Origin of the sequence: Halomonas alkalicola (assembly GCF_030704205.1) — a bacterium.
Lineage (GTDB): Bacteria > Pseudomonadota > Gammaproteobacteria > Pseudomonadales > Halomonadaceae > Halomonas > Halomonas alkalicola.
This window is the reverse complement of record NZ_CP131913.1, coordinates 3,458,402-3,481,576: the sequence shown is the minus strand read 5'-3', so window position 1 is coordinate 3,481,576 and position 23,175 is coordinate 3,458,402. Positions and strand designations below refer to the sequence as shown.

The following is a 23,175-nucleotide window of genomic DNA, read 5'->3' as shown; positions in this document are numbered from 1 at the left end:
ACCAGCAGCGACCAGGAGCAGGAACAGCCCCATGGCCCACAATGCCTTCTACGCCCAGTCCGGCGGCGTCACCGCCGTGATCAATGCCAGCGCCTGCGGCGTGATCGAGGCCTGCCGCCGCCACCCGGACCAGATCGGCAAGGTCTATGCCGGCCACAACGGCATCATCGGCGCCCTCACCGAGGACCTGATCGACGTGAGCCGGGAGTCCGACGAGACGATCGCCGCGCTGCGCCACACCCCGGGCGGCGCCTTCGGCTCCTGCCGCTACAAGCTCAAGGACATCGAGAGCCACCGCGCCCAGTACGAGCGGCTGATCGAGGTGTTCCGCGCCCACGATATCCGCTACTTCTTCTACAACGGCGGCGGCGACAGCGCCGACACCTGCCTCAAGGTCTCCCAGCTCTCCGAGAAGCTCGGCTACCCGCTCACCGCTATCCACGTGCCCAAGACCGTGGACAACGATCTGCCGATCACCGACAACTCCCCGGGCTTCGGCAGCGTGGCCAAGTACATCGCCACCTCCACCCTGGAGGCCTCCCTGGATATCGCCTCCATGTGCGCCACCTCCACCAAGGTGTTCGTGCTCGAGGTGATGGGCCGCCACGCCGGCTGGATCGCCGCCGCCGGCGCGCTTGCCGGCAACGGCGAAGGCGAGCCGCCCCACCTGGTGATCTTCCCCGAGGTGGCCTTCGATCGCTCCGCGGTCATGGCCAGGGTCGACGAGGCGGTCAAGAAGTATGGCTACTGCGTGATCGTGGTCTCCGAGGGGGCCCGCTACGAGGACGGCACCTTCCTGGCCGACTCCGGCAACACCGACGCCTTCGGCCACCGCCAGCTCGGCGGCGTGGCCCCCACGCTTGCCGGCATGGTCAAGCAGGACCTGGGCTACAAGTACCACTGGGCGGTGGCCGACTACCTGCAGCGCGCCGCCCGCCACCTGGCCTCGAAGACCGACGTGGAGCAGGCCTACGCGGTGGGCGAGAAGGCGGTGGAGCTGGCGATCGCCGGCAAGAACTCCATGATGCCGGCCATCAAGCGCGTCTCCGACACCCCCTACCGCTGGACCATCGAGCCGGCCCCGCTGGCCGAGGTCGCCAACCGCGAGAAGTTCATGCCCAGGGAGTACATCCGCGAGGATGGCTTCGGCATCACCGAGGCGTGCCGCCAGTACCTCTCGCCGCTGATCCAGGGCGAGGACTTCCCGCCCTTCGAGAACGGCCTGCCCAAGGTGGCCAAGCTGGCGCTGCACCGGGTCGAGCGCAAGCTGCCGGAGTTCAAGCTCTAGCAAGAGCTCAAGCTCTAGCAAGAGCTCAAGCTCTAGCCTGAGCTCAAGCGCCAGAAGCGCCTATCGCAGCAGCCAGGAGAGAATCAGCAGCAGCAGCAGGATGCCGGCCACGCCCTGCCAGAAGTGGCCGGGGTCCCGAAACAGCCGCGGCCGGGCGCGCGGGCCGGCGCCATGCGACTCGGCGGAGAGGGGCTGGCGCAGCGCGCGGCGGAACTCCGACATGCGCCGAAAGCGCAGTGAGCGCTGGGGGTCCAGGGCGCGGCGCAGCGCCTCGTCCAGGGCCGGCGGCACCTCGGGATTGCGGGTGCGCGCGCTGCGGTAGGTCAGCTGCTCGAGGTCGGTATGGCTGCGCAGGCGGTTGGGCGTGAGCTCGTAGGGCAGCTCGCCGGTGACCAGCCAGTAGACGGTGGACGCATAGGAGTACTGGTCGCTGCGCCGGCCCACCGAATCGTCGAGGGCGTACTCGGGGGCACTGTGCTCGGTCAGGCCTACCTGGCGCAGCAGCTCCCGGGCATCGCGATGCCCCCCCCTCCTCCCGGGCCCGACAGGCGCTGAAGTCGGTGAGCACCACCTGACCGTGGGCGTCGATCAGCACGTTCCCCGGATAGATCTGCTGGTGCAGTATGTCGCGGTGATGCAGCGCCTGGATCGCCTTGCCGAGCTGATTGGCGATGTCCAGGCGCTGCACCAGGCTCGCCTGGGGGTGCCGCCTGGCCCACTCGGTGAGGGTCTCGCCCTCCACGTAGGCCATCAGGTAATAGAGGTAGTGGCGCGGCCGGGAGGACTCCATGATCCTCACCACGAAGGGCGACTTGACCCGCTCCACCACCCACTGCTGCAGCAGGAAGTGCTCCAGGTAGGCGTTGCGGTTGGAGAGCTCCGGGCTCGGCGCCTTCATCACCATCTCCCGCTCGGTGTGCATGTCCCGCACCCGGTAGACCCGCGACTGGGCGGTGCGCGAGAGCACCGCCTCGACCTGCAGGCCGTCCAGGCGATCACCCGGCGCGAGCTCCGGCGGAATCGGCAGCTCGCCATAGGCGCGACCGGGGTGGTCGGGCTGCTCGTCGGGCAGCTCGTCGATGCGTACCAGCTGGAAGCAGAACTGCTCGGCGCCATAGCCGCGAGCCTGGGCCCGCTGCACCGCCGCCTCGGCCAGCCGGTCGCAGGCGGCGTTGAGGTCGCTGACATCCTGGCGGATCAGCTGCACGTACTCGGAGGGCATCAGGGTGCCCAGCACCGCCTGGGTGGTGAACAGGAAGATATCGCCCTGCTTGATGGGAAACTGGGCATAGTCGATATCGATGCTGTTATCCATGCCCAGCGCCCGGGAGGGGTAGCGATAGCCGCCGAGGTCGGTGACATGGTCGCGGCTGAGCTGCTCGAACTCGGCGCCGCGCAGGCGAAACACCAGGGTATCGCCCAGGTGGAACAGGTGGGCGGTGCGGCCACGATAGACCATGGCCGACAGCGAGGAGACATAGCTGCCCTCGGCCACGCACTGGCTCTGGCTGTAGCACCAGCCGTTGAGGGCGCGCAGCACCCGGGTCGCCGAGGTCTTGACGTCCCAGTGGTCGGGGGTGGAGTAGTAGTCGGCCAGGAAGCCGCGCACGCTGAGGTCGCCGGCCTGCTTGGCCATGGAATTGCGCCGGATGGAGTCGCTGATCACCGCGCAGGCGCCCTTGGCATTCAGCTGCCCGGGCTGCGGAAAGCGCACCGACATGGAGCTGCGGTGATGGCGCCGATCCGGCGCCACGTAGGCCTGGCCGTAACTCAATGACAGCTGCGCAGATCCCAAGAGGCTTCTCCTTGAGCGCCGAGTCGATCTTCCCAAGGGACCCGCGCCGCCCGGATCGGCAGCCGGCGAACCCCGCCGGCGCCCATGATACACTCCCGGCGCCCCCGCGTGGTGTCAACCTAAGCAGCATCGACCCAGGCCGCTGCCTCCCCGGACGTGCTCGGCACCTATGTCGCATTGGTAATCCCGGTGCCCGCTCCGTATAATTTCGCGGATTTTTCGCTCAGCGTTTGACCAGGCTGATCTCCAACCCAAGGAAGCGACGATGAACTTCGACAACATCCCTGCCGGCAAGGACCTCCCCAACGACGTCTACGTGGCGATCGAGATTCCGGCCAACCATTCGCCGATCAAGTACGAGATCGACAAGGACATGGGAGCCCTGCTGGTCGACCGCTTCATGGCCACCCCGATGTTCTACCCGGCCAACTACGGCTTCATCCCGCACACCCTCGCCGACGACGGCGATGCGCTGGACGCCCTGGTGGTCACCCCCCCCTACGGTCCAGCCCGGCGCCATCATCCGCGCCCGTCCGGTGGGCGTGCTCAACATGACCGACGAGGCCGGCGAAGACGCCAAGCTGGTCTGCGTGCCCCACGCCAAGCTCTCCAGCCTCTACGATGAGGTCCAGGAAGTGACCGACCTGCCCGAACTGCTGCGCCAGCAGATCGCCCACTTCTTCGAGAACTACAAGGATCTCGAGAAGGGCAAGTGGGTCAAGGTGGAGTCCTGGGAAGGCGCCGAGGCCGCCCGCAAGGCCATCGAGAAGGCCGTGGCCGCCTACGAGAAGGCCTGATCCTTCCCGCTGGCACCCGGCCAGACCCAGCAGGGCCGCCCGATCGGGCGGCCCTGCTGCATTTCAGGGGCGCGAGCGCCTCACTCCTCCGGCGCGGCCAGCCCCTCGGGGGGCGGCTCGACGACCTCCTCCTCGAGGCGCTCCACCTCCACCACCGGCGGCTCGACGGGCTCCGCCTCCTCGCTCTCCTCGGGCAGCGTCTCGGTGGGCGGCGTCGTCGTCTCGGCGACCTCTGCCGTCGCCGCCAGGGACGCCGGCGGCTCGGCCAGGCGCTCCGCCAGCTGGGCGGCGAGATCCCGCGCCCGCGTCATGTGCAGCGCCATCACCAGGGAGTGATTGGCGAAGAGCCCGAAACCTGAGCCGTTGAGCACCACCGGGCTCCACAGCCGCCGCTGGGTCCTGGCAAGCTCCGCCAGCAGGCGCTCCCACTCGGCCTCGGCGCCGCTCTCGGCCAGCACGTCGGCCTGGTCGCGCTGCACGCCCTCGAGCAGCTGGGCCAGGGCCCAGCCGGTACCGCGGGCCTCGAAGAAGATGTCATCGACGCGGTACCAGGGGGTGCGCGGCGGCAGCGACTCGGCCTCCACGGCGAGCTCGGTGAGCGCCTCGTGGCTGCCGACGCTGGCCGCCAGGCGCAGGGCGAGGTCATCCAGGCGTGCCGCGCTGCGCTCCAGCCAGTCGGCCAGGCCCTGGCCGGGCACGAAGCCGTCGCGGTCGGCGCCGAGCTCACCCAGCTGGGCATCCAGCGCCGCGACCGCCTGCTCGAGGCGCTGCTCGGTGGAAGGGTAGAACCAGTCGCGGTCGTCGCCCTCGAGCCGCTCGCGGGCCTCCTCGAGGTGGTCGCTGGGCGCCGCCGTCATCCCGGGCAGGGCGCGGGCCAGGTCCCGGGAGACCTCCAGCACACCGAGCTCCCAGTTGGGCATGTTGTCCAGCCAGACGCCCGGCGGGGCGATGTCGTTGCGCAGGTAGCCGCCGGGCTTGTCGAGCAGCGTCTCCACCGTCTCGGCCAGGGTCGCCACCGTCACCGTGCCCCGCGCCGCCGGCGCATAGGCGGCCTCGCCGCGGCGCTCGAGGGTTGCCTGCTCCACGTCGAAGGGGGCCGGCGGCTGGCTCCACCAGATCCCCAGTGCGATGGTGACCAGCAGGTAGAGCCCCGCCAGTGCCAGCAGCGGCTTCCAGATCCAGCCATAGCGGGGGCGCTCCAGCGCCTCCTCCTTCCTGCGGCGCCGGGCGGCGCGCCAGCTTTTCCAGGCCATGTCGTGATAATCCCTGTCTAATGAAGGTAGGCCCGCGCGATGCGACAATGGGGCGCAGACGACGCAGGACTCGGCACGCTGACTGCCGCGTGCTTCTGCGCTATCCTAGCACCACTGCGAACTCCAGCGCCCCGGCCGCGCTCGCGGGGAACCGCGCCGCCGGCCATGGGTCTCTAGTCCGAGCTCGCCCCGACACCCGCAGGATAAGGATGCCCCACTTGATCGCCAGACGCCTCGCCCCGCTGCTCCTGATGATGCTGCTGCCGCTGGCCGCCCAGGCGCAGTGGTTCTCCTCCTCCAGCTCCCAGCAGTTCCTGCCGGTGCTGGAGGCGTTCCAGCCCCAGGCCTGGCACGACGGCGAGACCCTCTACGTGGGGGTCGAGGTCACACCCGAGCACTACCTCTATCGCCACCAGCTGGCGGTGACCTCCGACGCCGTGAGCCTGGGCGAACCCGAGATCCCCGGTGGCGAGTTCACCAGCGACGAGTTCATGGGCGACGTCTACGTCTTCCGCGAGACCATGCTGCTCGAGGTACCCCTCGAGGAGGGGGTCAGCGGCCCCTTCCCGCTCACCTTCACCTTCCAGGGCTGCGCCGATGCCGGCCTCTGCTACCCGCCGGAGCGGGTCTCCCTCGAGGCGCCGGAGCGCGCCGCGCCGGCGGTCTTCGCCGCCCTGGCGAGTGGCAACGGCGGCGGCGCGGCGGACGCGGGAGCAGGCGCCGCCGGACCGGCCGCCCCCCAGAGCGATGACGGTCGCTTCCAGCGCCTGATGGCCGAGGCCAGCCTGCCGCTGGTCCTGGGCCTCTTCTTCCTGGCCGGCCTGGGGCTGACCTTCACCCCCTGCGTGCTGCCCATGGTGCCGATCCTCTCCTCGATCATCGTCGGCCAGAACCCCGGGCGCCCCCGCGCCTTCGTGCTCTCCTCGAGCTACGTGGCCGGCATGGCGCTCACCTACGCCGCCGCGTGTGTGCTGATGGGCCTGTTCGGTGCCGGCCTCAACCTCCAGGCGCGGCTGCAATCGGCGCCGGTGCTGATCACCTTCGCGGTGCTCTTCGCCCTCTTCGCCCTGGCCATGTTCGGCGCCTTCGAGCTGCGCACCTCGTCGCGGCTCTCCGGGCGCATCGACGCCTGGCAGGCCCGCGCCCAGCAGAGCGGGCCGGGCGGCCTGGCACTGGCCGGGGCGCTGTCGGTGCTGGTGGTCTCCCCCTGCGTCTCCGCGCCGCTGGCCGGCGCCCTGGTGTTCATCTCCACCACCGGCGACGCCATGCTGGGCGGCGCCGCCCTGCTCGCCCTGGGGCTGGGCATGGGCGTGCCGCTGCTGCTGGTGGGCACCTTCGGCACCACCCTGCTGCCCCGCAGCGGCGCCTGGATGAACGGCGTGAAGATCGCCTTCGGCATCCTGTTGCTGGGGGTGGCCATCTGGCTGGTGGAGCGCCTGCTGCCCTCGGCGGTGGCGCTGCTGCTGTGGGCGGGCCTGGCCATCGGCGGCGCCCTGGCACTCGGCGCCATGTCGGTCAACCTGCCCCAGGGCTGGCCGCGGGTGCGCCAGGCGGCCGGCCTGCTGCTGCTCGCCTGGGGCCTGGCCCTGGTGCTGGGGGCCGCCAGCGGCGCCCATGACCCGCTGCGCCCCCTGGCCAACCTGGGCAGCAGCGGCGGCGCGGCGGCGGTGGAGCCCGCCGAGATCACCACCGTCGAAGGGCTCGATGAGCTGCAGCGGGCCCTGGCCTCGGTGGGCGATGGCCGCCCCACCTTCGTCCACTTCACCGCCGACTGGTGCATCTCCTGCAAGCAGATGGAGCGCCAGGTCTATCCCGACCCCCGGGTCGCCGAGCCGCTGTCGGCCTTCGCCCGCATCAACGTGGACGTGACCGACTCGGGCAGCGCCACCCGCGAGCTGCTCGACCACTTCGGCCTGTTCGGGCCGCCCAGCCTGCTCTTCTTCCACGGCGAGGAGGAGCTGCGCGACGCACGCATCCAGGGCGAGATGCGCGCCCCGGGGCTGGCCACCCATCTCGAGGGGGTGCTCGACTGGCTGAACGGCCAGACGAGCTGACCCGACAGGCCGCGGCGCGGTCGCGAACGTCGTCAAACAGTCGTTTAAATTCACGCTTCGAACGGCGTTCTCCGCGCGACTGGACATCCCCGTGGATTTTCGGCAAACTCCGGCGTCATCCCTTTTTCACGGCCATTAGAGCGGTAAGAGACGCCATCTTGCCGCGATCTATGGCAAGTTGGCCCGGGTTGACAGCGCCACCGGGCCAGCCCTCATTCACTGCACCCAAGCGATCGGAACAACGTCATGGATATCCGCAAGGTCAAGAAGCTGATCGAGCTGCTCGAAGAGTCCAACATCAGCGAAATCGAGATCCAGGAGGGTGAGGAGTCGGTGCGCATCAGCCGCCATCCCAATGGCGCGAGCTGGCAGCCCGTCATGCCCCAGGGCTATGCCGCGCCGGCGCAGCCCGCTCCCCAGGCCCCGGTGGCGGCCCCCGCCCCGGCCGACGCCGACGAAGGCCCCGGCTACCAGGGCCAGGCCATCGCCTCGCCCATGGTGGGCACCTTCTATCGCAGCCCGGCCCCGGGCAGCAAGCCCTTCATCGAGGTGGGCTCGAGCGTCAAGAAGGGCGACACCGTGTGCATCGTCGAGGCCATGAAGATGATGAACCAGATCGAGGCAGACCGCGACGGCGTGGTCGAGGCGATCCTGGTCGATGACGGCGAGCCGGTGGAATTCGACCAGCCGCTGATCGTGCTCGGCTGACGTCGCCGCGCCTCTTCATTCACCTGACACTGGCGGATTCATCATGCTGGACAAGGTACTCATCGCCAATCGCGGCGAGATCGCCCTGCGTATCCTGCGCGCCTGCAAGGAGCTGGGCATCAAGACGGTGGCGGTCCACTCCAAGGCCGACCGCGAGCTGATGCACGTGCGCCTGGCCGACGAGGCCGTCTGCATCGGCCCGGCCGCCTCGGCCCAGTCCTATCTCAACCTCCCGGCGCTGATCAGCGCCGCGGAGGTCACCGATTCCAGCGCCATCCACCCCGGCTACGGCTTCCTCTCCGAGAACGCCAACTTCGCCGAGCAGGTCGAGCGCTCCGGCTTCGCCTTCATCGGCCCGCGGGCGGAGACCATTCGCCTGATGGGCGACAAGGTCAGCGCCATCGAATCGATGAAGAAGGCCGGCGTGCCCACGGTGCCGGGCTCCGACGGTCCGCTGCCGGAGGATGACGAGGGCGAGATCGTCGCCGTTGCCCGGCGCATCGGCTACCCGGTGATCATCAAGGCGGCCGCCGGCGGCGGTGGTCGCGGCATGCGCGTGGTGCACACCGAGGCCCACCTGCTCTCCGCGGTGACCGTGACCCGCACCGAGGCCCACGCGGCCTTCGGCGACGGCACCGTCTACATGGAGAAGTTCCTCGAGAATCCCCGCCACGTGGAGGTGCAGGTGCTGGCCGACGGCCAGGGCAACGCCATTCACCTCTATGACCGCGACTGCTCCCTGCAGCGCCGCCACCAGAAGGTGATCGAGGAGGCCCCGGCCCCCATGCTCGACCCGAAGGCCCGCGCCGACGTGCTCGAGGCGTGCCGCCAGGCGTGCATCACCATCGGCTACCGCGGCGCCGGCACCTTCGAGTTCCTCTACGAGGACGGCCAGTTCTTCTTCATCGAGATGAACACCCGGGTGCAGGTCGAACACCCCGTCACCGAGATGGTGACCGGTGTGGATATCGTCCGCGAGCAGCTGCGCATCGCCTCCGGCCTGCCGCTGTCGATCACCCAGGAGGAGGTCAAGCTCTCGGGCCACGCCTTCGAGTGCCGGATCAACGCCGAGGATGCCCGCACCTTCATGCCCTCCCCCGGCAAGGTGACCCTCTACCACCCGCCGGGTGGCCTCGGGGTGCGCATGGACTCCCACATCTATACCGGCTACACGGTGCCGCCCCACTACGACTCCCTGATCGGCAAGCTGATCACCTGGGGGGCCGACCGCGAGACCGCGCTGACCCGCATGCGGGTCGCCCTGGACGAGCTGCTGGTGGAAGGCATCAAGACCAACACCGACCTGCACAAGGACCTGGTGCGCGACGGCTACTTCCAGCAGGGTGGGGTCAATATCCACTACCTGGAGAAGAAGCTGGGGATGTGACGCTCCCCGGCGACTTCCGCGGGGCGGCCTCGGCCGCCCCGCTTGCGTTGTCCTCTCTCCTTCCCACATCACGGAACACCGCCATGCCCTGGCTGCAACTCAAGGCCCATATTCCCCCCGAGCAGGCCGACACCCTCGAGGAGCTGCTGCTCAACGAGGGCGCCACCGCCATCACCCTGCAGGATGCCCACGACGACCCCGTCTTCGAGCCCGAGCGCGGCAGCACCCCGCTGTGGAACGAGACGGTGCTCACCGGCCTCTACGACGACCTGGAGGGCGTCGATGCCATGCTCGACCGGGTGCGCCAGGCCTGGGCCGCCGAGCTCCCCGAGGAGCCCTGCCCCGAGATCGAGGTGGAACTGCTGGCCGACCGCGATTGGGAGCGGGAGTGGATGGACGACTTCCAGCCCATGCAGATGGGCGAGCGCCTGTGGATCGTGCCGAGCTGGCACGAGCCGCCGGAGCCCGGCGCCGTCAACCTGCACCTGGACCCGGGGCTAGCCTTCGGCACCGGCACCCACCCCACCACGGCGCTCTGCCTGGCCTGGCTCGACGGCCTGGCGGTGACCGAGGCCCTCGACGGCCAGCGGGTGCTCGACGTGGGCACCGGCTCCGGGATACTGGCCATCGCCGCGCTCAGGCTCGGCGCGGCCAGCGCCATCGGCACCGACATCGACCCCCAGGCGCTGCAGGCCAGCCGCGACAACGCCGAGCGCAACGCCATCGACGAGGGCCGCTTCCGGCTCTGCTACCCCGAACAGCTCGACGACGCCGAGACCTTCCCCATCGTGGTGGCCAATATCCTCGCCGGCCCGCTGGTGGCGCTGGCGCCGATGATCGCCGGCCACGTCGCCCCCGGGGGGCGCCTGGCACTCTCCGGCATCCTCGCGGGCCAGGCCGAGGAGGTGCTCGAGGCCTATCGCGACCAGGGGCTGACCATGGATGAGCCGGTCACCAGCGACGGCTGGGTGCGGCTTACCGGGCGGCGGCCGCGCTAGACGCGACCCTTCGCCACTTCACCCCACCCGACCGGGGGCGTATGATATGGCCCCCTCATGCCATCACCGTCCGACACCATGCCCGACACCCGCCCGTCCCTGCCCCGCATCGGTGACCACGCCCTGCCCAACCGGCTGATCCTGGCGCCGATGGCCGGCGTCACCGATCGCCCCTTCCGCCAGCTCTGCCGGCGGCTGGGCGCGGGGGTGGTGGTGGGCGAGATGGTCACCTCGGATCCGAGCCTGTGGCACACCCGCAAGTCGCGCCTGCGCATGGACCACCGCGGTGAGCCCGGCCCCCGCGCCGTGCAGATCGCCGGCGGCGATGCCGAGATGCTCGCCGAGGCGGCGCGGCTGAATGCCGAGATGGGCGCCGAGATCATCGACATCAACATGGGCTGCCCGGCCAAGAAGGTCTGCAACAAGGCCGCCGGCTCCGCGCTGCTGCGCGACGAGGCGCTGGTGGCCGAGATCCTCGAGACGGTGGTGGCGGCGGTACGGGTGCCGGTGACCCTCAAGATCCGCACCGGCTGGTGCGCCGAGAGCAACAACGGGGTGCGCATCGCGCGGCTGGCCGAGGCCGCCGGCATCCAGGCGCTCTCCGTGCACGGCCGCCACCGCCAGCAGCGCTTCACCGGCCAGGCCGAGTACGACACCATCGCCGAGATCAAGGCGGCGGTGGGCATTCCCGTCTTTGCCAACGGCGATATCGACTCCCCGGAGAAGGCCGCCGCCGTCCTCGACTATACTGGGGCGGATGCGGTGATGGTGGGTCGCGGCGCCCAGGGCAACCCCTGGATCTTCCGCGAGATCGACCACTACCTCCGCCATGGGGAGCGCCTGGCGCCCCCGGCCGACGAGGAGCGCGCCGCGGTGCTGCGCGATCATCTCACGGCCCTTCACGACTTTTACGGCGAGCACATGGGCGTGCGCATCGCGCGCAAGCACGTCGGCTGGTACCTGGCCGGCGACACCCGCCTGACGACGGAGAGACAGCGCGACTACAAGGCCACCTTCAACGGCCTTCAGAGCGCCGCCGCCCAGCATCGCTTCATCGACGACTGCTTTCGTCACGCCCCCCTCGAGGCCGCCGCGCCAAAGCGGGAGGGCATGACCTCGAAAGGAACACGAGCCGCATGACCAGCCAAGCCTTTCCCCCGAACCCCGAGCTGTCTGGACATGGCCAGGAACTCAACGGGCTGGAGGGCCAACGCCCCCAGGCGCTCGACGAGTCCGTCGGCCAGCGCCCGCTGCGCGAGGCGGTGGACCTCGCCATGCGCCGCTACTTCGCCCACCTGGACGGTGGCGAGGTCACCGGGCTCTACGCTATGGTGATGGCCGAGGTGGAAGCCCCGCTGATGGCCGCCGTGCTCGACCACACCCAGGGTAACCAGACCCGCGCCGCCGAGATGCTCGGCCTCAACCGCGGCACCCTGCGCAAGAAGCTCAAGCAGTACGACCTGATCTGACCCATTCACGAAGGGAGCCGCCGGCTCCCTTCGGCATGTCATGCCCATGCCGCCCCGATTGTTCGTCCCACCCGTCAGCAGAGAGTGACCCCCATGGCCCAAGCCTCCCCCACCCCGGTTCGCCGCGCCCTGATCAGCGTCTCGGACAAGACCGGCATCGTCGACTTCGCCCGCGGCCTGTCCGAGCGCGGCGTCGAGCTGCTCTCCACCGGCGGCACCTTCCGCCTGCTCCAGGAGAGCGGCATCGCCGTCACCGAGGTGTCCGAGCACACCGGCTTCCCCGAGATCATGGACGGTCGCGTCAAGACCCTGCACCCGAAGATCCACGGCGGCATCCTCGGCCGCCGCGGCCAGGACGATGCGGTGATGGCCGAGCACGACATCGCCCCCATCGACATGGTGGTGGTCAACCTCTACCCCTTCGCCCAGACCGTGGCGAAGCCGGACTGCACCCTCACGGACGCCATCGAGAACATCGATATCGGCGGCCCCACCATGGTGCGTGCCTGCGCCAAGAACCACGCCCATACCACCATCGTGGTGGACGCCGGCGACTATGCCCGGGTGCTGGCGGAGATCGCCGCCCAGGACGGCGCGGTGAGTGACGCCACCCGCTTCGATCTCGCCGTGAAGGCCTTCGAGCACACCGCCGGCTACGACGCCGCCATCGCCGACTACCTCGGCCAGCGGGTGCCCGGCGGCGAGGATGGCTTCCCGCGCACCTACAACCTGCAGTTCGAGAAGAAGCAGACCATGCGCTACGGCGAGAACCCGCACCAGAGCGCGGCCTTCTACGTCGAGGCCGGGGCCAGCGAGGCCAGCGTGGCCACCGCCCCCCAGCTGCAGGGCAAGGCGCTCTCCTTCAACAACGTCGCCGATACCGATGCCGCCTTCGAGTGCGTCAAGGCCTTCACCGACACCGCCTGCGTCATCGTCAAGCACGCCAACCCCTGCGGCGTGGCGGTGGGCGCCACGGCGCTCGAGGCCTACGACAAGGCCTTCGCCACCGACCCCACCAGCGCCTTCGGCGGCATCATCGCCTTCAACGTGCCACTGGACGCCGCGACCGCCCGCGCCATCATCGACCGCCAGTTCGTCGAGGTGATCATCGCCCCCGGGGTCGCCGAGGACGCCCTGCCCATCGTCGCCGAGAAACAGAACGTGCGCCTGCTCGACGTCGGTGCCCACTGGCCGGGCGAGCGCGAGCACGCCCACGACTTCAAGCGCGTCACCGGCGGCCTGCTGGTCCAGGACCGCGACCTCGGCATGGTCGGCCGCGACGAGCTCACCGTGGTCAGCGAGCGGGTGCCCACCGAGCAGGAGCTGCGCGACCTGGCCTTCGCCTGGAAGGTGGCCAAGTACGTCAAGTCCAACGCCATCGTCTACGCCAAGGATGGCCAGACCATCGGCGTGGGCGCCGGCCAGATGAGCCGCGTCTACTCGGCCCGCATCGCCGGCATCAAGGCCGCCGACGAGGGCCTCTCGGTGCCCGGTTCGGTGATGGCCTCTGACGCCTTCTTCCCCTTCCGCGACGGCATCGATGCCGCGGCGGCGGCCGGCATCACCGCGGTGATCCAGCCCGGCGGCTCCATGCGCGACCAGGAGGTGATCGACGCCGCCAACGAGGCGGGCATTGCCATGGTGTTCACCGGCATGCGCCACTTCCGCCACTAAGGCCTCCCCCTCACGAAAAAGCCCGCGACATGGTCGCGGGCTTTTTGCTTCAAGGGCGGCTGATCAGCCGAGATCGATGCAGAGGTACTTGGTCTCCAGAAACTCCTCCAGCCCCTGATGGCCGCCCTCGCGGCCGAGGCCGGACGCCTTGACCCCGCCGAAGGGGGCGGCGGCGTTCGAGATCAGCCCGGTGTTGATGCCCACCATGCCGTACTCCAGGGCGTCGGCGACACGCCACACGCGGCCCAGGTCGCGGGAGTAGAAGTAGGCGGCGAGGCCGTACTCGGTGTCGTTGGGCATCTCGACGGCGCTCTCCTCGTCGTCGAAGGGGAACACCGCGGCCAGCGGGCCGAAGGTCTCCTCGTGGGCCACCTTCATGCTGGAGGTGGCGAAGCTGATCAGGGTCGGGGTGAAGAAGTTGCCGCCCAGCGGGTGGGGGTGGCCCCCCATCAGCAGCTCGGCGCCCTTGTCCACCGCGTCCTGGACGTGCTCGCTGACCTTGGCCACCGCCTTGTCGTCGATCATCGGGCCGATGTTGATGCCCGCCTGGGTGCCGTCGCCCACCTTGAGCTCGCTGTGCATGGCCACGGCGAGCTTCTCGCAGAAGGCGTTGACCACGCTGGACTGCACCAGGAAGCGGTTGGTGCAGACGCAGGTCTGGCCGGCGTTGCGGAACTTGGCGGCCATGGCCCCCTCCACCGCGGCGTCCAGGTCGGCATCCTCGAAGACGATAAAGGGCGCATTGCCGCCCAGCTCCAGGGAGATCTTCTGGATGTGCTGCGCGGCGTTGGCCATCAACTCGCGACCCACCTCGGTGGAACCGGTGAAGGTGATCTTGCGCACCAGCGGGGATTCGGTCATGGCGGCGGCGATCTCGCCGGCGCGGCCCGGCACCACGTTGAAGACGCCGCGGGGCACGCCGGCGCGCTCGGCCAGCAGCGCGAGGGCCGTGGCCGAGAAGGGGGTCTGGCTGGCCGGCTTGACCACGATGGTGCAGCCCGCGGCCAGCGCCGCCCCCGCCTTGCGGGTGATCATCGCCGCGGGGAAGTTCCAGGGGGTGATGGCCCCCACCACGCCCACCGGCTGCTTGGTGACCAGGATGCGCTGGTTGCCCTTGGCGGCGGGGATGGTCTCGCCGTAGATGCGCCGCGCCTCCTCGGCGAACCAGCGCAGGAAGCTGGCCGCGTAGGCGATCTCGCCGGCGGCCTCCTTGAGCGGCTTGCCCTGCTCGAAGGTCATGATCATGGCCAGGTCGTCCTGGTGCTCGAGCATCAGGTCGTGCCACTTCATCAGGATATCGGCGCGCTCCAGGGCGGTCAGCGCCTTCCAGGCCGGCAGGGCGGCATGGGCCGCCTCGATGGCGCGCTCGGTCTCGACGCGCCCCAGGCGCGGCACGTCGCCCATGGGCTCGCCGGTGGCCGGATTGAGCACCTGGATCTGCTCGCCGCTGTCGGCGGCGACCCAGCTGCCGTCGATATAGGCGAAGGGACAGTAGAGCTGCGTTTCCTTGAGGGCTTCCATGGGCATCTCCTGAGGGCAAGGCGGTGTTGTTGTAACAAAGTTGTTGTAGAGAACGGCGGGGCGCGGCCGGATGACAGGCTAGCGCCTAGGATACGGGACCGCGGCGGGGGGGCGCCACGTCTGTGGCCGAGTTTGTCAACGCTCGTCGGCGACCGGCTCGGACGGGGCGCGCCCCTCATCGGGCATCTGCTGCGCCTCGTCCGGCACCATGTACTCGGCCGGCGGCACTGACGGGGTCGGCTCCAGCATGGCGGTGAGCACGGCGAGGATCAGCACCAGGCCGATGGCGAGCCAGCAGAAGGCACGGCCGATGTAGCGCTCGGGCTCGCGACGGATCTGGCGCAGGCCGAGCAGCGCCATCACCGCGGCGGCCAGGTTGAGGGGCAGCAGCGCCCCCTGCAGCAGTAGGGCCAGCAGGGCCGAGACGATGGCGGCCATGGCCCAGGGGGCGTAGCGGCGCCGGGGGGAAACGGGGGTCGGGGTGTCGCCTTCCAAGGTCACTCCATTGCGCGGACGGGAACGGGCCTCACATGCTAAGCGCAAAGGCCCCGGGGCTCAAAGCGCACCGGGGCCTTGCGGGGGAGCGGCGCGACCGGCCGCTCAGACGGGGCGGCGAGGGTCGCGGCTGGCCGAGAGGGTGATGGAGACCGAGTCGGCGAAGCGCAGCGCGTGAGGCTTGTCGATCTCGACCTGGGCGGTCAGCACCTGCTCGTGGGCCATCACCAGGTCCAGCACCTCGCGGGTCATGCGCTCCAGCAGCAGGAAGCGGTTGCCTTCCACATGGGCGATCACCTGCTTGGTGATGGTGCGGTAGTTCAGCGCCTGCTCGATATGGTTGAAGGCCACCGCCTTGTCGGCGCGATAGCGGATCACCGCATTGATCACGACGTCCTGGCGATTCTGGATCTCCTCCTCCTTGATCCCGATATGGGTGCGCAGGCGAAGGTTCTTGATGCGGATCGTGGCCAGATCATGATCGAAGTGCTGGTCATCGATGGCGTGCAGCGGCATGGCCGATCTCCTTGGCGGGTGGGCCTCAGCGTCCGTTGACCAGGGTCAGGAACTCCTGGCGGGTGGAGGGGTTGTCGCGGAAGGCACCCAGCATCACCGAGGAGGTCATGCTGGAGTTCTGCTTCTCCACGCCGCGCATCATCATGCACAGGTGCTTGGCCTCCACCACCACCGCCACGCCGCGGGCATCGGTGACCTGCTGCACCGCCTCGGCGATCTGGCGGGTCAGGTTCTCCTGAATCTGCATGCGGCGGGCGAACATGTCGACGATGCGCGCGAACTTGGAGAGCCCAAGCACCCTGCCGCTGGGCAGGTAGGCGATGTGACACTTGCCGATGAAGGGTAGCAGGTGGTGTTCGCACATGGAGTAGAGCTCGATGTCCTTGACCAGCACCATCTCATCGGTCTCCGACTCGAACACGGCGCCGTTGACGATCTCCTCGAGCGACTGGACATAGCCCCGGTTGAGGAACTGCATCGCCTTGGCGGCGCGCTTGGGAGTATCGCGCAGGCCCTCGCGCTCCGGATCCTCACCCAGTGCGAGGAGGATCTGCCGGTAGTGGTTGGCGATTTCTTCGGTCATCGTCGAGCCCGTCCTGATCGGTTTTCATGTACAGAAGATATACAAGAAACATAGCCTGTACAATATAAATTGACGTGGATCCCGCATTCTAGCGCAAGCCCCCTCGCGGCGCAGGCCCGCCACGTGACAACCTGCCGCACCTAAGCCCCGCAGCGAATGGGAGGGGCAGGCCCCCCTGTGCTAGAATCCCGGCTCTCATGCAGTGCACGACTTCTTCCGAGAGCTCGACATGACCAAGACCCCCACCCTTCTGCTGCTGGCCGCCCTCCTGAGCCCGTCTCTGGTGCTGGCCGCGACCCTGGAACTGCCCGCCGACGCGCGCCTCGAGGTGCAGGTGATCGATTCCGTCACCCTGGACCAGGACGTGCAGCGCCTCGATGACATCCTGCTGCGCCCGGTCGCCAACGGTCAGGGTACCTATGAGCTGCCGAGCCACTGCATCATGGTGGGCGATGCCCGGCTCGAGGGCGAGCGGGTGCGCATCACCACCAAGTCCGTGACCTGCATCGCCACCGACGGCGGCGACAGCGAGATCTACTCGGGCGAGATGTCGGCCGCCGCCTACGACGCGGACGGCAGCTTCGGCATCGCCGCCTGCGACAGCGGCCGCTGCGAGCTCACCCCGGAGCACGCCTTCGAGCTGCGGCTGGCCAGCGAGCTCTCCATCGAGGAGCAGGAGAACCCGTCCGAGAAGATCAACATCCAGCGCCGCCAGGCCGAAGGCGCCGGGGTCGCCAACCCGATTCCCGCCGAGCGTCCCGACCCGGACCAGTAGCCCGGCAACGCCCCTCGCGACAAGGCGCCCCTCTTCAGGGGCGTCTTGCGTTGGGTCAGGGGCGTCTTGCGTTGGGTCAGGGGCGCCTTGCGTTGGGCCTGGCGCCCTGCGTCAGGCCACGACCCGACCTCAGGCGAGCCAGCGGGGCTCGCGCTCGAGCACCTGGCGCTGCTGCTCCAGCGAGCGAATCTGGCCGTCCCAGTAGCCCTCATCGGCCAGCCACGGGAAGGCCGCCGGGAAGGCCGGATCCTCCCAGCGCGCCACCAGCCAGGCGCTGTGGCGCAGCAGGCGCAGGGTGCGCAGCGGCTCCATCAGGGCCAGCTCGCGGCGGTCGAACTCGCGGTGCTCCTCGTACCCCTCCATCACCTCCGAGAGCTGCATGTGCCGCTCCTCGGCGTGCTCGGCGGTGATCAGCATCCACAGGTCCTGCACCGCCGGCGCCATCAGGCAGTCGTCGAAATCCACCAGCGCGAAGTGCGCATCGCGGCCCAGGATATTGCCGATATGGCAGTCGCCGTGGACACGGATCGCCCGCTCGGCGGGCCAGGCGTGGTCGGCCAGCCGCTCGTGTAGGGCCGCGGTGACCCGGGCATAGGCCTCGCGCTGGCGGCTGCCGAGCCAGGCGCTGGCCAGCACCCGCTCCCGGGCCTCCAGCACCATCTCGTCCAGATCCATGACACCGCGATGGACGAAGCGACCGCGCTCGCCCACCGCATGCACGGCACCGATCAGCTCCCCCAGGGCGAACAGATGCGCCGGATTCTCCAGCTCCGGGGCCTGGCCCGGCAGGCCGGGAAAGAGCGCGAAGCGAAACCCCTCGGCGCGGTGAAGGCTCACGCCCTCGTCGTTGCGCCAGGGCGCGGCCACGGCCACCCCGGCCTCGTCGAGCTCGGCCAGGAAATCGTGCTCCTCCTGGATGCGCGCATCGCTCCAGCGCTCCGGACGGTAGAACTTCACCACCCAGCGCCGCCGCTCGTCGTCATGCACCAGGTAGACGCGGTTCTCGTAGCTGTTGAGGGTGAAGGGCTCACCGGGCAGCCAGACGCCCAGCGACTCCACCGCCGCAACCACCCGCGCGGGCGAGAGGCTGGCAAAGGGATGGGGGGAAGTTTCCATAGCGGCAGTTCCGGCAGTAAAACCCGCATGCTAGCAGAGCCGTCAGCGTTACTGGAGAAAGCCTTCAGCTTTACTGGAGCGGCGTTCTCGCCACCGCCCACGCCTCGACCTCGCGGGCACCCGCCGCGCGGCAGGCCGACGCCAGGGCCTCCAGGGTCGCCCCGGTGGTCATCACATCGTCCAGCAGCGCCACCCGCGGGGGCAGCGCCGCCTCGATCACGAAGGCGCGGTTCAGGTTGCGGCGGCGCTCGTCGCGGTCCAGGCCGCGCTGGCTGGGGGTGTCGCGACACCGGCGTGCCCGCACCAGGGGACGCTCGAGCCGACGCGCCAGGCGTCTGGCCAGCCAGTCGCCCTGATCGAAGCCCCGCTCCCGGGCGCGGCAGGGGTGCAGCGGCACCGGCACCAGGGCCTGGGGCCAGGCCAGGACCGTCTCGGGCAGGCCGGCCTCGAACAGCGCCAGCAGCACCGCCCCGGCCCGGGGAGAGGCCTCGAACTTGAAGCGCTGCACCAGCCCGGCCACCTCCTGTTCATAGCGCAGCGGCACCCGGCTGCGCGTGAAGGCGGGCGGGGAGCGCAGGCAGCGCCCGCATGGCCGCGCCTCGGGGCGCCCGGGCAGGGGCTCGGCGCAGCGCGGACAGGCCGGCAGGTTCCAGGGCAGCTCGACGAAGCAGGCCGCACACCAGGGGCGCTCCCGCTCGGCCTCGCCCAGGCAGAAGGCGCAGCGGCCCGGCAGGTGACGACGCAGCCGCCTGTCAACCTCGGCACCCACCCGGGTTGACAACAGGCGCCACTGGGATAGGCTTTCCGTCAACTTACTCACCACGCCCAAGTTGACCATAAGCGAGCCCCCTCATGTTCGATACCCGCGATGCGATCTCGACCGCCGACTCCTTGACCCTAGCCGCCACGGCCCGGCCGCGCCACGACTGGACCCTCGACGAGATCGAGGCGCTCTTCGCCCTGCCCTTCAACGACCTGCTGTTCCACGCCCAGCGGGTGCATCGCGCCCACTTCGACCCCAACGCCGTGCAGGTCTCCACCCTGCTCTCCATCAAGACCGGTGCCTGCCCGGAGGACTGCAAGTACTGCCCGCAGTCGGGCCACTACAACACCGGGCTTTCCAGGGAGAAGCTGCTGGAGATCGAGAAGGTGGTCGAGCAGGCCGAGGCGGCAAAGGCGGCCGGCGCCAGCCGCTTCTGCATGGGCGCGGCCTGGAAGAGCCCGCGGGAGAAGGACCTCGAGGCGGTGCTGGAGATGGTGCGCCGGGTCAAGGCGCTGGGGCTCGAGACCTGCATGACCCTGGGCATGGTGGACGGCGACCAGGCCGGGCGCCTGGCCGAGGCGGGGCTCGACTACTACAACCACAACCTCGACACCTCGCCGGACTACTACGGCGAGATCATCACCACCCGCACCTACGCCGACCGCCTGGAGACCCTCGGCCACGTGCGCGACGCCGGCATGAAGGTGTGCTCCGGCGGGATCCTGGGCATGGGCGAGGCCCCCCGCGACCGCGCCGCCCTGCTCCAGCAGCTGGTGCGGCTCGAGCCGCACCCCGAGTCGGTGCCCATCAACATGCTGGTCAAGGTGCCGGGCACCCCGCTCGAGCACGTGGAGGACCTGGACCCCATCGAGTTCATCCGCGCCATCGCCGTGGCCCGCATCCTGATGCCGAAGAGCCACGTGCGCCTCTCCGCCGGCCGCGAGCAGATGGACGATGCCACCCAGGCGCTGGCCTTCCTGGCCGGCGCCAACTCCATCTTCTACGGCGAGCGGCTGCTGACCACCGCCAACCCCCAGGCCCAGCGCGACCGGGCGCTGTTCGCCCGGCTCGGCCTGCATCCCGAAAGCCGTCAGACCTGTGCCGACGACGCCCGGATGCAGGCAGGCGTCGAAGCCGCACTGGCCCGTCAGACGGCAGCAGGGGCCGCCGCCCGGGCCAGCGAACTCGCCTACGACGCCGGCGCCTGAGCCATGGCCACCCGCGACTGGCCAAGCCGCCTCGCCGAGCGCGGCGAGGCGCACCGGGCACGCGGCCTGTGGCGCCAGCGCCGCACCGCCTCCCCCGATACCGCCCCCCTGGACTTTGCCGGCAATGACTACCTGGGGCTGGCCGGCGACCCGCGCCTGGCCGAGGCGATGGCCCGGGCCGCCCGCCGTGACGGTGCCGGCGGGCGCGCCTCGCACCTAGTCAGCGGCCACCTGGCGGTCCACGAGGCACTCGAGTGCCGGCTGGCCGAGCTCACCGGCCGGCCCCGGGCCCTGCTCTTCTCCACCGGCTACATGGCCAACCTGGGCACTCTCCAGGCGCTCTGCGATGGCGAGACCCGGGTGTTCCAGGATCGCCTCAACCACGCCTCCCTGCTCGATGGCGCCGCCCTATCGGGAGCCCCCTCGCGGCGCTTCCACCATGGCGACCTGGCCGATCTCGCGCGGCTGCTCGAGCGCGCCCCCGTCGAGGCGCCGAAGCTGGTGGTCAGCGACGGGGTCTTCAGCATGGACGGCGACGTGGCCGATATCGCCGGCCTCGCCGCGCTGGCGCGTCACCACGGGGCCTGGCTGATGATCGATGACGCCCACGGCCTCGGCGTGCTCGGCGCACACGGCGACGGCTGCGCTGGGGGCGCGCCACGGCGTGTGGAGGACGTGCCCGTCTTGGTCGGCACCCTGGGCAAAGCGCTGGGCAGCGGCGGCGCCTTCGTGGCCGGCAGCCAGGCGCTGATCGACCACCTGATCCAGTTCGCCCGTCCCTATGTCTACACCACCGCCCAGCCGCCCGGCGTCGCCGCGGCGACCCTCGCAGCCCTGGAGATCCTGGCCGAGGAGCCCGAGCGGCGCGCCCGCCTGGCCCGCCTGATCGCCCGCTTTCGCGCCGAGGCCGCAGGCCTAGGGCTGCCGCTGGCGCAGAGCCACACGCCCATCCAGCCGCTGGTGCTCGGCGAGAGCCGCCGCGTGATGGCCTGGGCCGAGCGGCTGGCCGGGCGGGGGCTTCTGGTCGGCGCCATCCGCGCGCCCACCGTGCCCCGGGGCCAGGCCCGGCTGCGCATCACGCTCTCGGCCGCTCACGCCGACAGTGACCTGGAGGCGCTGCTCGAGGGGCTCGCCGCCTGCCGGGCCGCCGAGCGTTCCAGCGCGGCGGAGGTGACCCCATGACGCAACTGGTGCTGCTCTCCGGCTGGGGCTGCGACGCGCGGATCTGGCAGCCGCTGGCCGAGCACTGGCCCGACGGCGTCAGCGTCAGCGCGCCGGACTGGCCCGGCTACGGGGGCCGCGCCCCGCTGGCGCCCCCGGACTGCCTGGACGCCCTGGCCGAGGCCATGGCGCGCGAGCTCCCCACCGACGCCGTCTGGGTCGGCTGGTCGCTGGGCGGCCTGCTGGCGGGCCCCCTGCTCGCCCGGCTGCCGGCGCCTCGTGCACTGATCCTGCTCGGCATGGGCGCACGCTTCTGCGACCCCGAAGGCGTCAGCCGCGCGGAGCTCACCGCCTTCCGCCGCGCCTTCGCCCGGGACCCGGAGGCCACCCTGGCCCACTTCCAGCGCTGGCAGCTCGGCGGCGAACCCAGCCCCCGAGACGCCCATCGACGGCTGCGCACCCTGCTGAACGGCGGCCCGCCTGCCGATACCGCCACCCTGGCCGCGGGCCTGGAGTGGCTGGAGACCCTGGACCTCGCCTCCGCCCTGGCCGGTGCCGGCTGCCCGGTGATTCGGATAAGCGGCGCCAACGACCCGCTGCAGGCGCCGGCAGCCATCGCCCGCGCCGATCATCGGCTCGAGCAGGCCGGCCACTGCCCGATGCTCTCCCGGCCCGCCGCCCCGGCCGAGGCCCTGGCGACGCTTGCCGCCGCGCCTCATCGCGCGCCCGCGGCCCCCACCGCGGAGGCCTGCCCATGAGCGCATCCCACGCCGCACGCCACGCGCTCGATTCGCCCCCCTCGCCCCCCTCGCCCCAGTGGCGGCGCCGGGTCGCCCACGCCTTTTCCCGAGCCGCCCGCGACTATGCGCGCCTGGCCTCTGCCCAGCTCGCCATGGGCGAGGTGCTCTGGGAGCGCCTGCCCGCACCCGCGCCCATCACGCCCCTGGGCACGCCCTGGCGGGTGCTGGACCTCGGCTGCGGCCCGGGGCACTGGAGCGAGCGCCTGGCCGAACGCTTCGGCGACGACGCCACGGTCATCGGCCTCGACCTGGCCCCGGGGATGCTGGCCGCGGCCCGACACGACCACGGCAGCGACCCGCGCCTGCGCTGGGTATGCGCCGACGCCGCCGCCCTGCCGCTCGCGGACGTCAGCCTGGATCTCGTGTTCTCCAACCTGGCCATCCAGTGGTGCCCGGACCTCTCCCGGGTACTGAGCGAGCTGCACCGGGTGCTGCGCCCGGGCGGGCGCGCGCTGATCAACACCCTCGCCCCCGGCACCCTGGCGGAGGTCGGCCACGCCTGGTCACGGCCCGGCTCCCCCGCTGCCCTGCTGCCGCTGCTCGGCCGCGAGCAGCACCTGGCCGCAGCGCGCCTGGCCGGCTTTCGCCGCGTCAACGTCGAGCGGCAGACCCGGCGCTTCCACTACCCCGACCTGGCCGCGGTGATGGCCTCCATAAAGGGCGTGGGCGCCCAGACCGCGCGCCCCGGCGCCCGGCTGACCCGCGCCGACCTGGCCCGGGCCCGGCGCCGCTTCGACGCCCTGCGCGAGCCCGAGGGGCTGCCGGTCAGCTACCGGCTGCTCACCCTCGACCTGACCCGAGACTGAGGAGACAC

The 23,175-nt window shown here is 70.5% G+C and carries 20 protein-coding genes and 2 pseudogenes; 14 read left to right on the top strand and 8 right to left on the bottom strand.

Annotated features, from left to right (window positions below):
• Nucleotides 1-31 precede the first annotated feature (31 nt).
• Nucleotides 32-1,288, top strand: a complete 1,257-nt coding sequence (locus B6N23_RS16395) for a 6-phosphofructokinase (RefSeq protein ID WP_305500779.1) — start codon at nt 32-34, stop codon at nt 1,286-1,288.
• A 60-nt stretch (nt 1,289-1,348) separates the two neighbouring features.
• On the opposite strand, the pseudogene B6N23_RS16390 reads toward B6N23_RS16395, so the two are convergent.
• Nucleotides 1,349-3,083 (bottom strand): annotated as a pseudogene (locus B6N23_RS16390) (bifunctional protein-serine/threonine kinase/phosphatase).
• A gap of 265 nt (nt 3,084-3,348) precedes the next feature.
• Between B6N23_RS16390 and ppa the strand changes: the two are divergent.
• Nucleotides 3,349-3,880 (top strand): annotated as a pseudogene (ppa, locus tag B6N23_RS16385) (inorganic diphosphatase).
• 80 nt (nt 3,881-3,960) lie between these two features.
• Here ppa and B6N23_RS16380 read toward each other — a convergent pair.
• Nucleotides 3,961-5,133 (bottom strand): DUF2333 family protein, encoded by a 1,173-nt coding sequence (locus B6N23_RS16380; RefSeq protein ID WP_305500778.1) that lies wholly within the window; start codon nt 5,131-5,133, stop codon nt 3,961-3,963.
• Between the two features lie 209 nt (nt 5,134-5,342).
• On the opposite strand from B6N23_RS16380, the gene dsbD reads away from it, so the two are divergent.
• From dsbD to purH, 7 genes are all read left to right on the top strand, one after another.
• On the top strand, nt 5,343-7,187 hold the full coding sequence (gene dsbD, locus B6N23_RS16375) for a protein-disulfide reductase DsbD (RefSeq protein WP_305500777.1): 1,845 nt from the start codon (nt 5,343-5,345) through the stop codon (nt 7,185-7,187).
• Between the two features lie 246 nt (nt 7,188-7,433).
• Nucleotides 7,434-7,895 carry an acetyl-CoA carboxylase biotin carboxyl carrier protein gene (accB, locus tag B6N23_RS16370; RefSeq protein WP_169958659.1) on the top strand — a complete coding sequence of 154 codons (462 nt, stop codon included), beginning with the start codon at nt 7,434-7,436 and terminating at the stop codon, nt 7,893-7,895.
• Between the two features lie 43 nt (nt 7,896-7,938).
• Nucleotides 7,939-9,282 (top strand): acetyl-CoA carboxylase biotin carboxylase subunit, encoded by a 1,344-nt coding sequence (gene accC / locus B6N23_RS16365; protein WP_305500775.1) that lies wholly within the window; start codon nt 7,939-7,941, stop codon nt 9,280-9,282.
• A gap of 83 nt (nt 9,283-9,365) precedes the next feature.
• The gene (gene prmA / locus B6N23_RS16360) at nt 9,366-10,280 is read left to right on the top strand and encodes a 50S ribosomal protein L11 methyltransferase (RefSeq protein WP_305500773.1); all 915 of its coding nucleotides are present in this window, start codon (nt 9,366-9,368) and stop codon (nt 10,278-10,280) included.
• Between the two features lie 78 nt (nt 10,281-10,358).
• Nucleotides 10,359-11,420 (top strand): tRNA dihydrouridine synthase DusB, encoded by a 1,062-nt coding sequence (gene dusB / locus B6N23_RS16355; RefSeq protein ID WP_305503861.1) that lies wholly within the window; start codon nt 10,359-10,361, stop codon nt 11,418-11,420.
• A complete protein-coding gene (fis, locus tag B6N23_RS16350) occupies nt 11,417-11,749 on the top strand; it encodes a DNA-binding transcriptional regulator Fis (RefSeq protein WP_119020444.1) in 333 nt (110 codons plus the stop codon). The genes dusB and fis overlap by 4 nt, the downstream gene beginning before the upstream one ends.
• Before the next feature lie 93 nt (nt 11,750-11,842).
• Entirely contained in the window at nt 11,843-13,423 is a 1,581-nt protein-coding gene (purH, locus tag B6N23_RS16345; RefSeq protein ID WP_305500770.1) for a bifunctional phosphoribosylaminoimidazolecarboxamide formyltransferase/IMP cyclohydrolase, read from the top strand.
• A gap of 63 nt (nt 13,424-13,486) precedes the next feature.
• On the opposite strand, the gene B6N23_RS16340 is transcribed toward purH, so the two are convergent.
• From B6N23_RS16340 to folE, 4 genes are all read right to left on the bottom strand, one after another.
• Nucleotides 13,487-14,944, bottom strand: coding sequence for an NAD-dependent succinate-semialdehyde dehydrogenase (locus B6N23_RS16340; RefSeq protein WP_305500768.1), 1,458 nt, complete (start codon nt 14,942-14,944; stop codon nt 13,487-13,489).
• Nucleotides 14,945-15,079: 135 nt separating this feature from the next.
• Complete coding sequence (locus B6N23_RS16335) at nt 15,080-15,439, bottom strand: hypothetical protein (protein ID WP_302138887.1); 360 nt, start codon at nt 15,437-15,439, stop codon at nt 15,080-15,082.
• 105 nt (nt 15,440-15,544) lie between these two features.
• Complete coding sequence (gene folX, locus B6N23_RS16330; RefSeq protein ID WP_305500765.1) at nt 15,545-15,955, bottom strand: dihydroneopterin triphosphate 2'-epimerase; 411 nt, start codon at nt 15,953-15,955, stop codon at nt 15,545-15,547.
• Between the two features lie 25 nt (nt 15,956-15,980).
• The gene (gene folE, locus B6N23_RS16325; RefSeq protein ID WP_169958666.1) at nt 15,981-16,538 is read right to left on the bottom strand and encodes a GTP cyclohydrolase I FolE; all 558 of its coding nucleotides are present in this window, start codon (nt 16,536-16,538) and stop codon (nt 15,981-15,983) included.
• Between the two features lie 229 nt (nt 16,539-16,767).
• Here folE and B6N23_RS16320 point away from each other — a divergent pair, with 229 nt between their 5' ends.
• Nucleotides 16,768-17,313, top strand: a complete 546-nt coding sequence (locus tag B6N23_RS16320; protein WP_305500761.1) for a TraB/TrbI/VirB10 family type IV secretion system protein — start codon at nt 16,768-16,770, stop codon at nt 17,311-17,313.
• Nucleotides 17,314-17,442: 129 nt separating this feature from the next.
• Here the strand turns inward: B6N23_RS16320 and B6N23_RS16315 are convergent, their stop codons facing one another.
• Both B6N23_RS16315 and B6N23_RS16310 read right to left on the bottom strand, forming a co-directional pair.
• The gene (locus B6N23_RS16315) at nt 17,443-18,429 is read right to left on the bottom strand and encodes a serine/threonine protein kinase (protein WP_305500759.1); all 987 of its coding nucleotides are present in this window, start codon (nt 18,427-18,429) and stop codon (nt 17,443-17,445) included.
• A 70-nt stretch (nt 18,430-18,499) separates the two neighbouring features.
• Nucleotides 18,500-19,240 carry a ComFC family protein gene (locus B6N23_RS16310; RefSeq protein WP_305500757.1) on the bottom strand — a complete coding sequence of 247 codons (741 nt, stop codon included), beginning with the start codon at nt 19,238-19,240 and terminating at the stop codon, nt 18,500-18,502.
• Nucleotides 19,241-19,281: 41 nt separating this feature from the next.
• On the opposite strand from B6N23_RS16310, the gene bioB reads away from it, so the two are divergent.
• The 4 genes from bioB to B6N23_RS16290 are packed head-to-tail and all read left to right on the top strand — an operon-like array spanning nt 19,282 to nt 23,167.
• Entirely contained in the window at nt 19,282-20,400 is a 1,119-nt protein-coding gene (gene bioB, locus B6N23_RS16305; RefSeq protein ID WP_305500755.1) for a biotin synthase BioB, read from the top strand.
• Nucleotides 20,401-20,403: 3 nt separating this feature from the next.
• Entirely contained in the window at nt 20,404-21,582 is a 1,179-nt protein-coding gene (gene bioF / locus B6N23_RS16300; RefSeq protein WP_305500752.1) for an 8-amino-7-oxononanoate synthase, read from the top strand.
• Nucleotides 21,579-22,319: an alpha/beta fold hydrolase gene (locus B6N23_RS16295; protein ID WP_305500750.1), complete on the top strand. Its 741-nt coding sequence runs from the start codon at nt 21,579-21,581 to the stop codon at nt 22,317-22,319. The genes bioF and B6N23_RS16295 overlap by 4 nt, the downstream gene beginning before the upstream one ends.
• A complete protein-coding gene (locus tag B6N23_RS16290; RefSeq protein ID WP_305500748.1) occupies nt 22,316-23,167 on the top strand; it encodes a methyltransferase domain-containing protein in 852 nt (283 codons plus the stop codon). The genes B6N23_RS16295 and B6N23_RS16290 overlap by 4 nt, the downstream gene beginning before the upstream one ends.
• Nucleotides 23,168-23,175 lie beyond the last annotated feature (8 nt).

Bases quoted from the DNA above. Each gene is read 5' to 3' on its own strand.
- B6N23_RS16395 (WP_305500779.1), top strand. From the start codon at position 32: ATGGCCCACAATGCCTTCTACGCCCAGTCCGGCGGCGTCACCGCCGTG.
- B6N23_RS16380 (WP_305500778.1), bottom strand. From the start codon at position 5,133: ATGGCCTGGAAAAGCTGGCGCGCCGCCCGGCGCCGCAGGAAGGAGGAG.
- dsbD (WP_305500777.1), top strand. From the start codon at position 5,343: ATGCCCCACTTGATCGCCAGACGCCTCGCCCCGCTGCTCCTGATGATG.
- accB (WP_169958659.1), top strand. From the start codon at position 7,434: ATGGATATCCGCAAGGTCAAGAAGCTGATCGAGCTGCTCGAAGAGTCC.
- accC (WP_305500775.1), top strand. From the start codon at position 7,939: ATGCTGGACAAGGTACTCATCGCCAATCGCGGCGAGATCGCCCTGCGT.
- prmA (WP_305500773.1), top strand. From the start codon at position 9,366: ATGCCCTGGCTGCAACTCAAGGCCCATATTCCCCCCGAGCAGGCCGAC.
- dusB (WP_305503861.1), top strand. From the start codon at position 10,359: ATGCCCGACACCCGCCCGTCCCTGCCCCGCATCGGTGACCACGCCCTG.
- fis (WP_119020444.1), top strand. From the start codon at position 11,417: ATGACCAGCCAAGCCTTTCCCCCGAACCCCGAGCTGTCTGGACATGGC.
- purH (WP_305500770.1), top strand. From the start codon at position 11,843: ATGGCCCAAGCCTCCCCCACCCCGGTTCGCCGCGCCCTGATCAGCGTC.
- B6N23_RS16340 (WP_305500768.1), bottom strand. From the start codon at position 14,944: ATGGAAGCCCTCAAGGAAACGCAGCTCTACTGTCCCTTCGCCTATATC.
- folX (WP_305500765.1), bottom strand. From the start codon at position 15,955: ATGCCGCTGCACGCCATCGATGACCAGCACTTCGATCATGATCTGGCC.
- folE (WP_169958666.1), bottom strand. From the start codon at position 16,538: ATGACCGAAGAAATCGCCAACCACTACCGGCAGATCCTCCTCGCACTG.
- B6N23_RS16320 (WP_305500761.1), top strand. From the start codon at position 16,768: ATGACCAAGACCCCCACCCTTCTGCTGCTGGCCGCCCTCCTGAGCCCG.
- B6N23_RS16315 (WP_305500759.1), bottom strand. From the start codon at position 18,429: ATGGAAACTTCCCCCCATCCCTTTGCCAGCCTCTCGCCCGCGCGGGTG.
- bioB (WP_305500755.1), top strand. From the start codon at position 19,282: ATGTTCGATACCCGCGATGCGATCTCGACCGCCGACTCCTTGACCCTA.
- bioF (WP_305500752.1), top strand. From the start codon at position 20,404: ATGGCCACCCGCGACTGGCCAAGCCGCCTCGCCGAGCGCGGCGAGGCG.
- B6N23_RS16295 (WP_305500750.1), top strand. From the start codon at position 21,579: ATGACGCAACTGGTGCTGCTCTCCGGCTGGGGCTGCGACGCGCGGATC.
- B6N23_RS16290 (WP_305500748.1), top strand. From the start codon at position 22,316: ATGAGCGCATCCCACGCCGCACGCCACGCGCTCGATTCGCCCCCCTCG.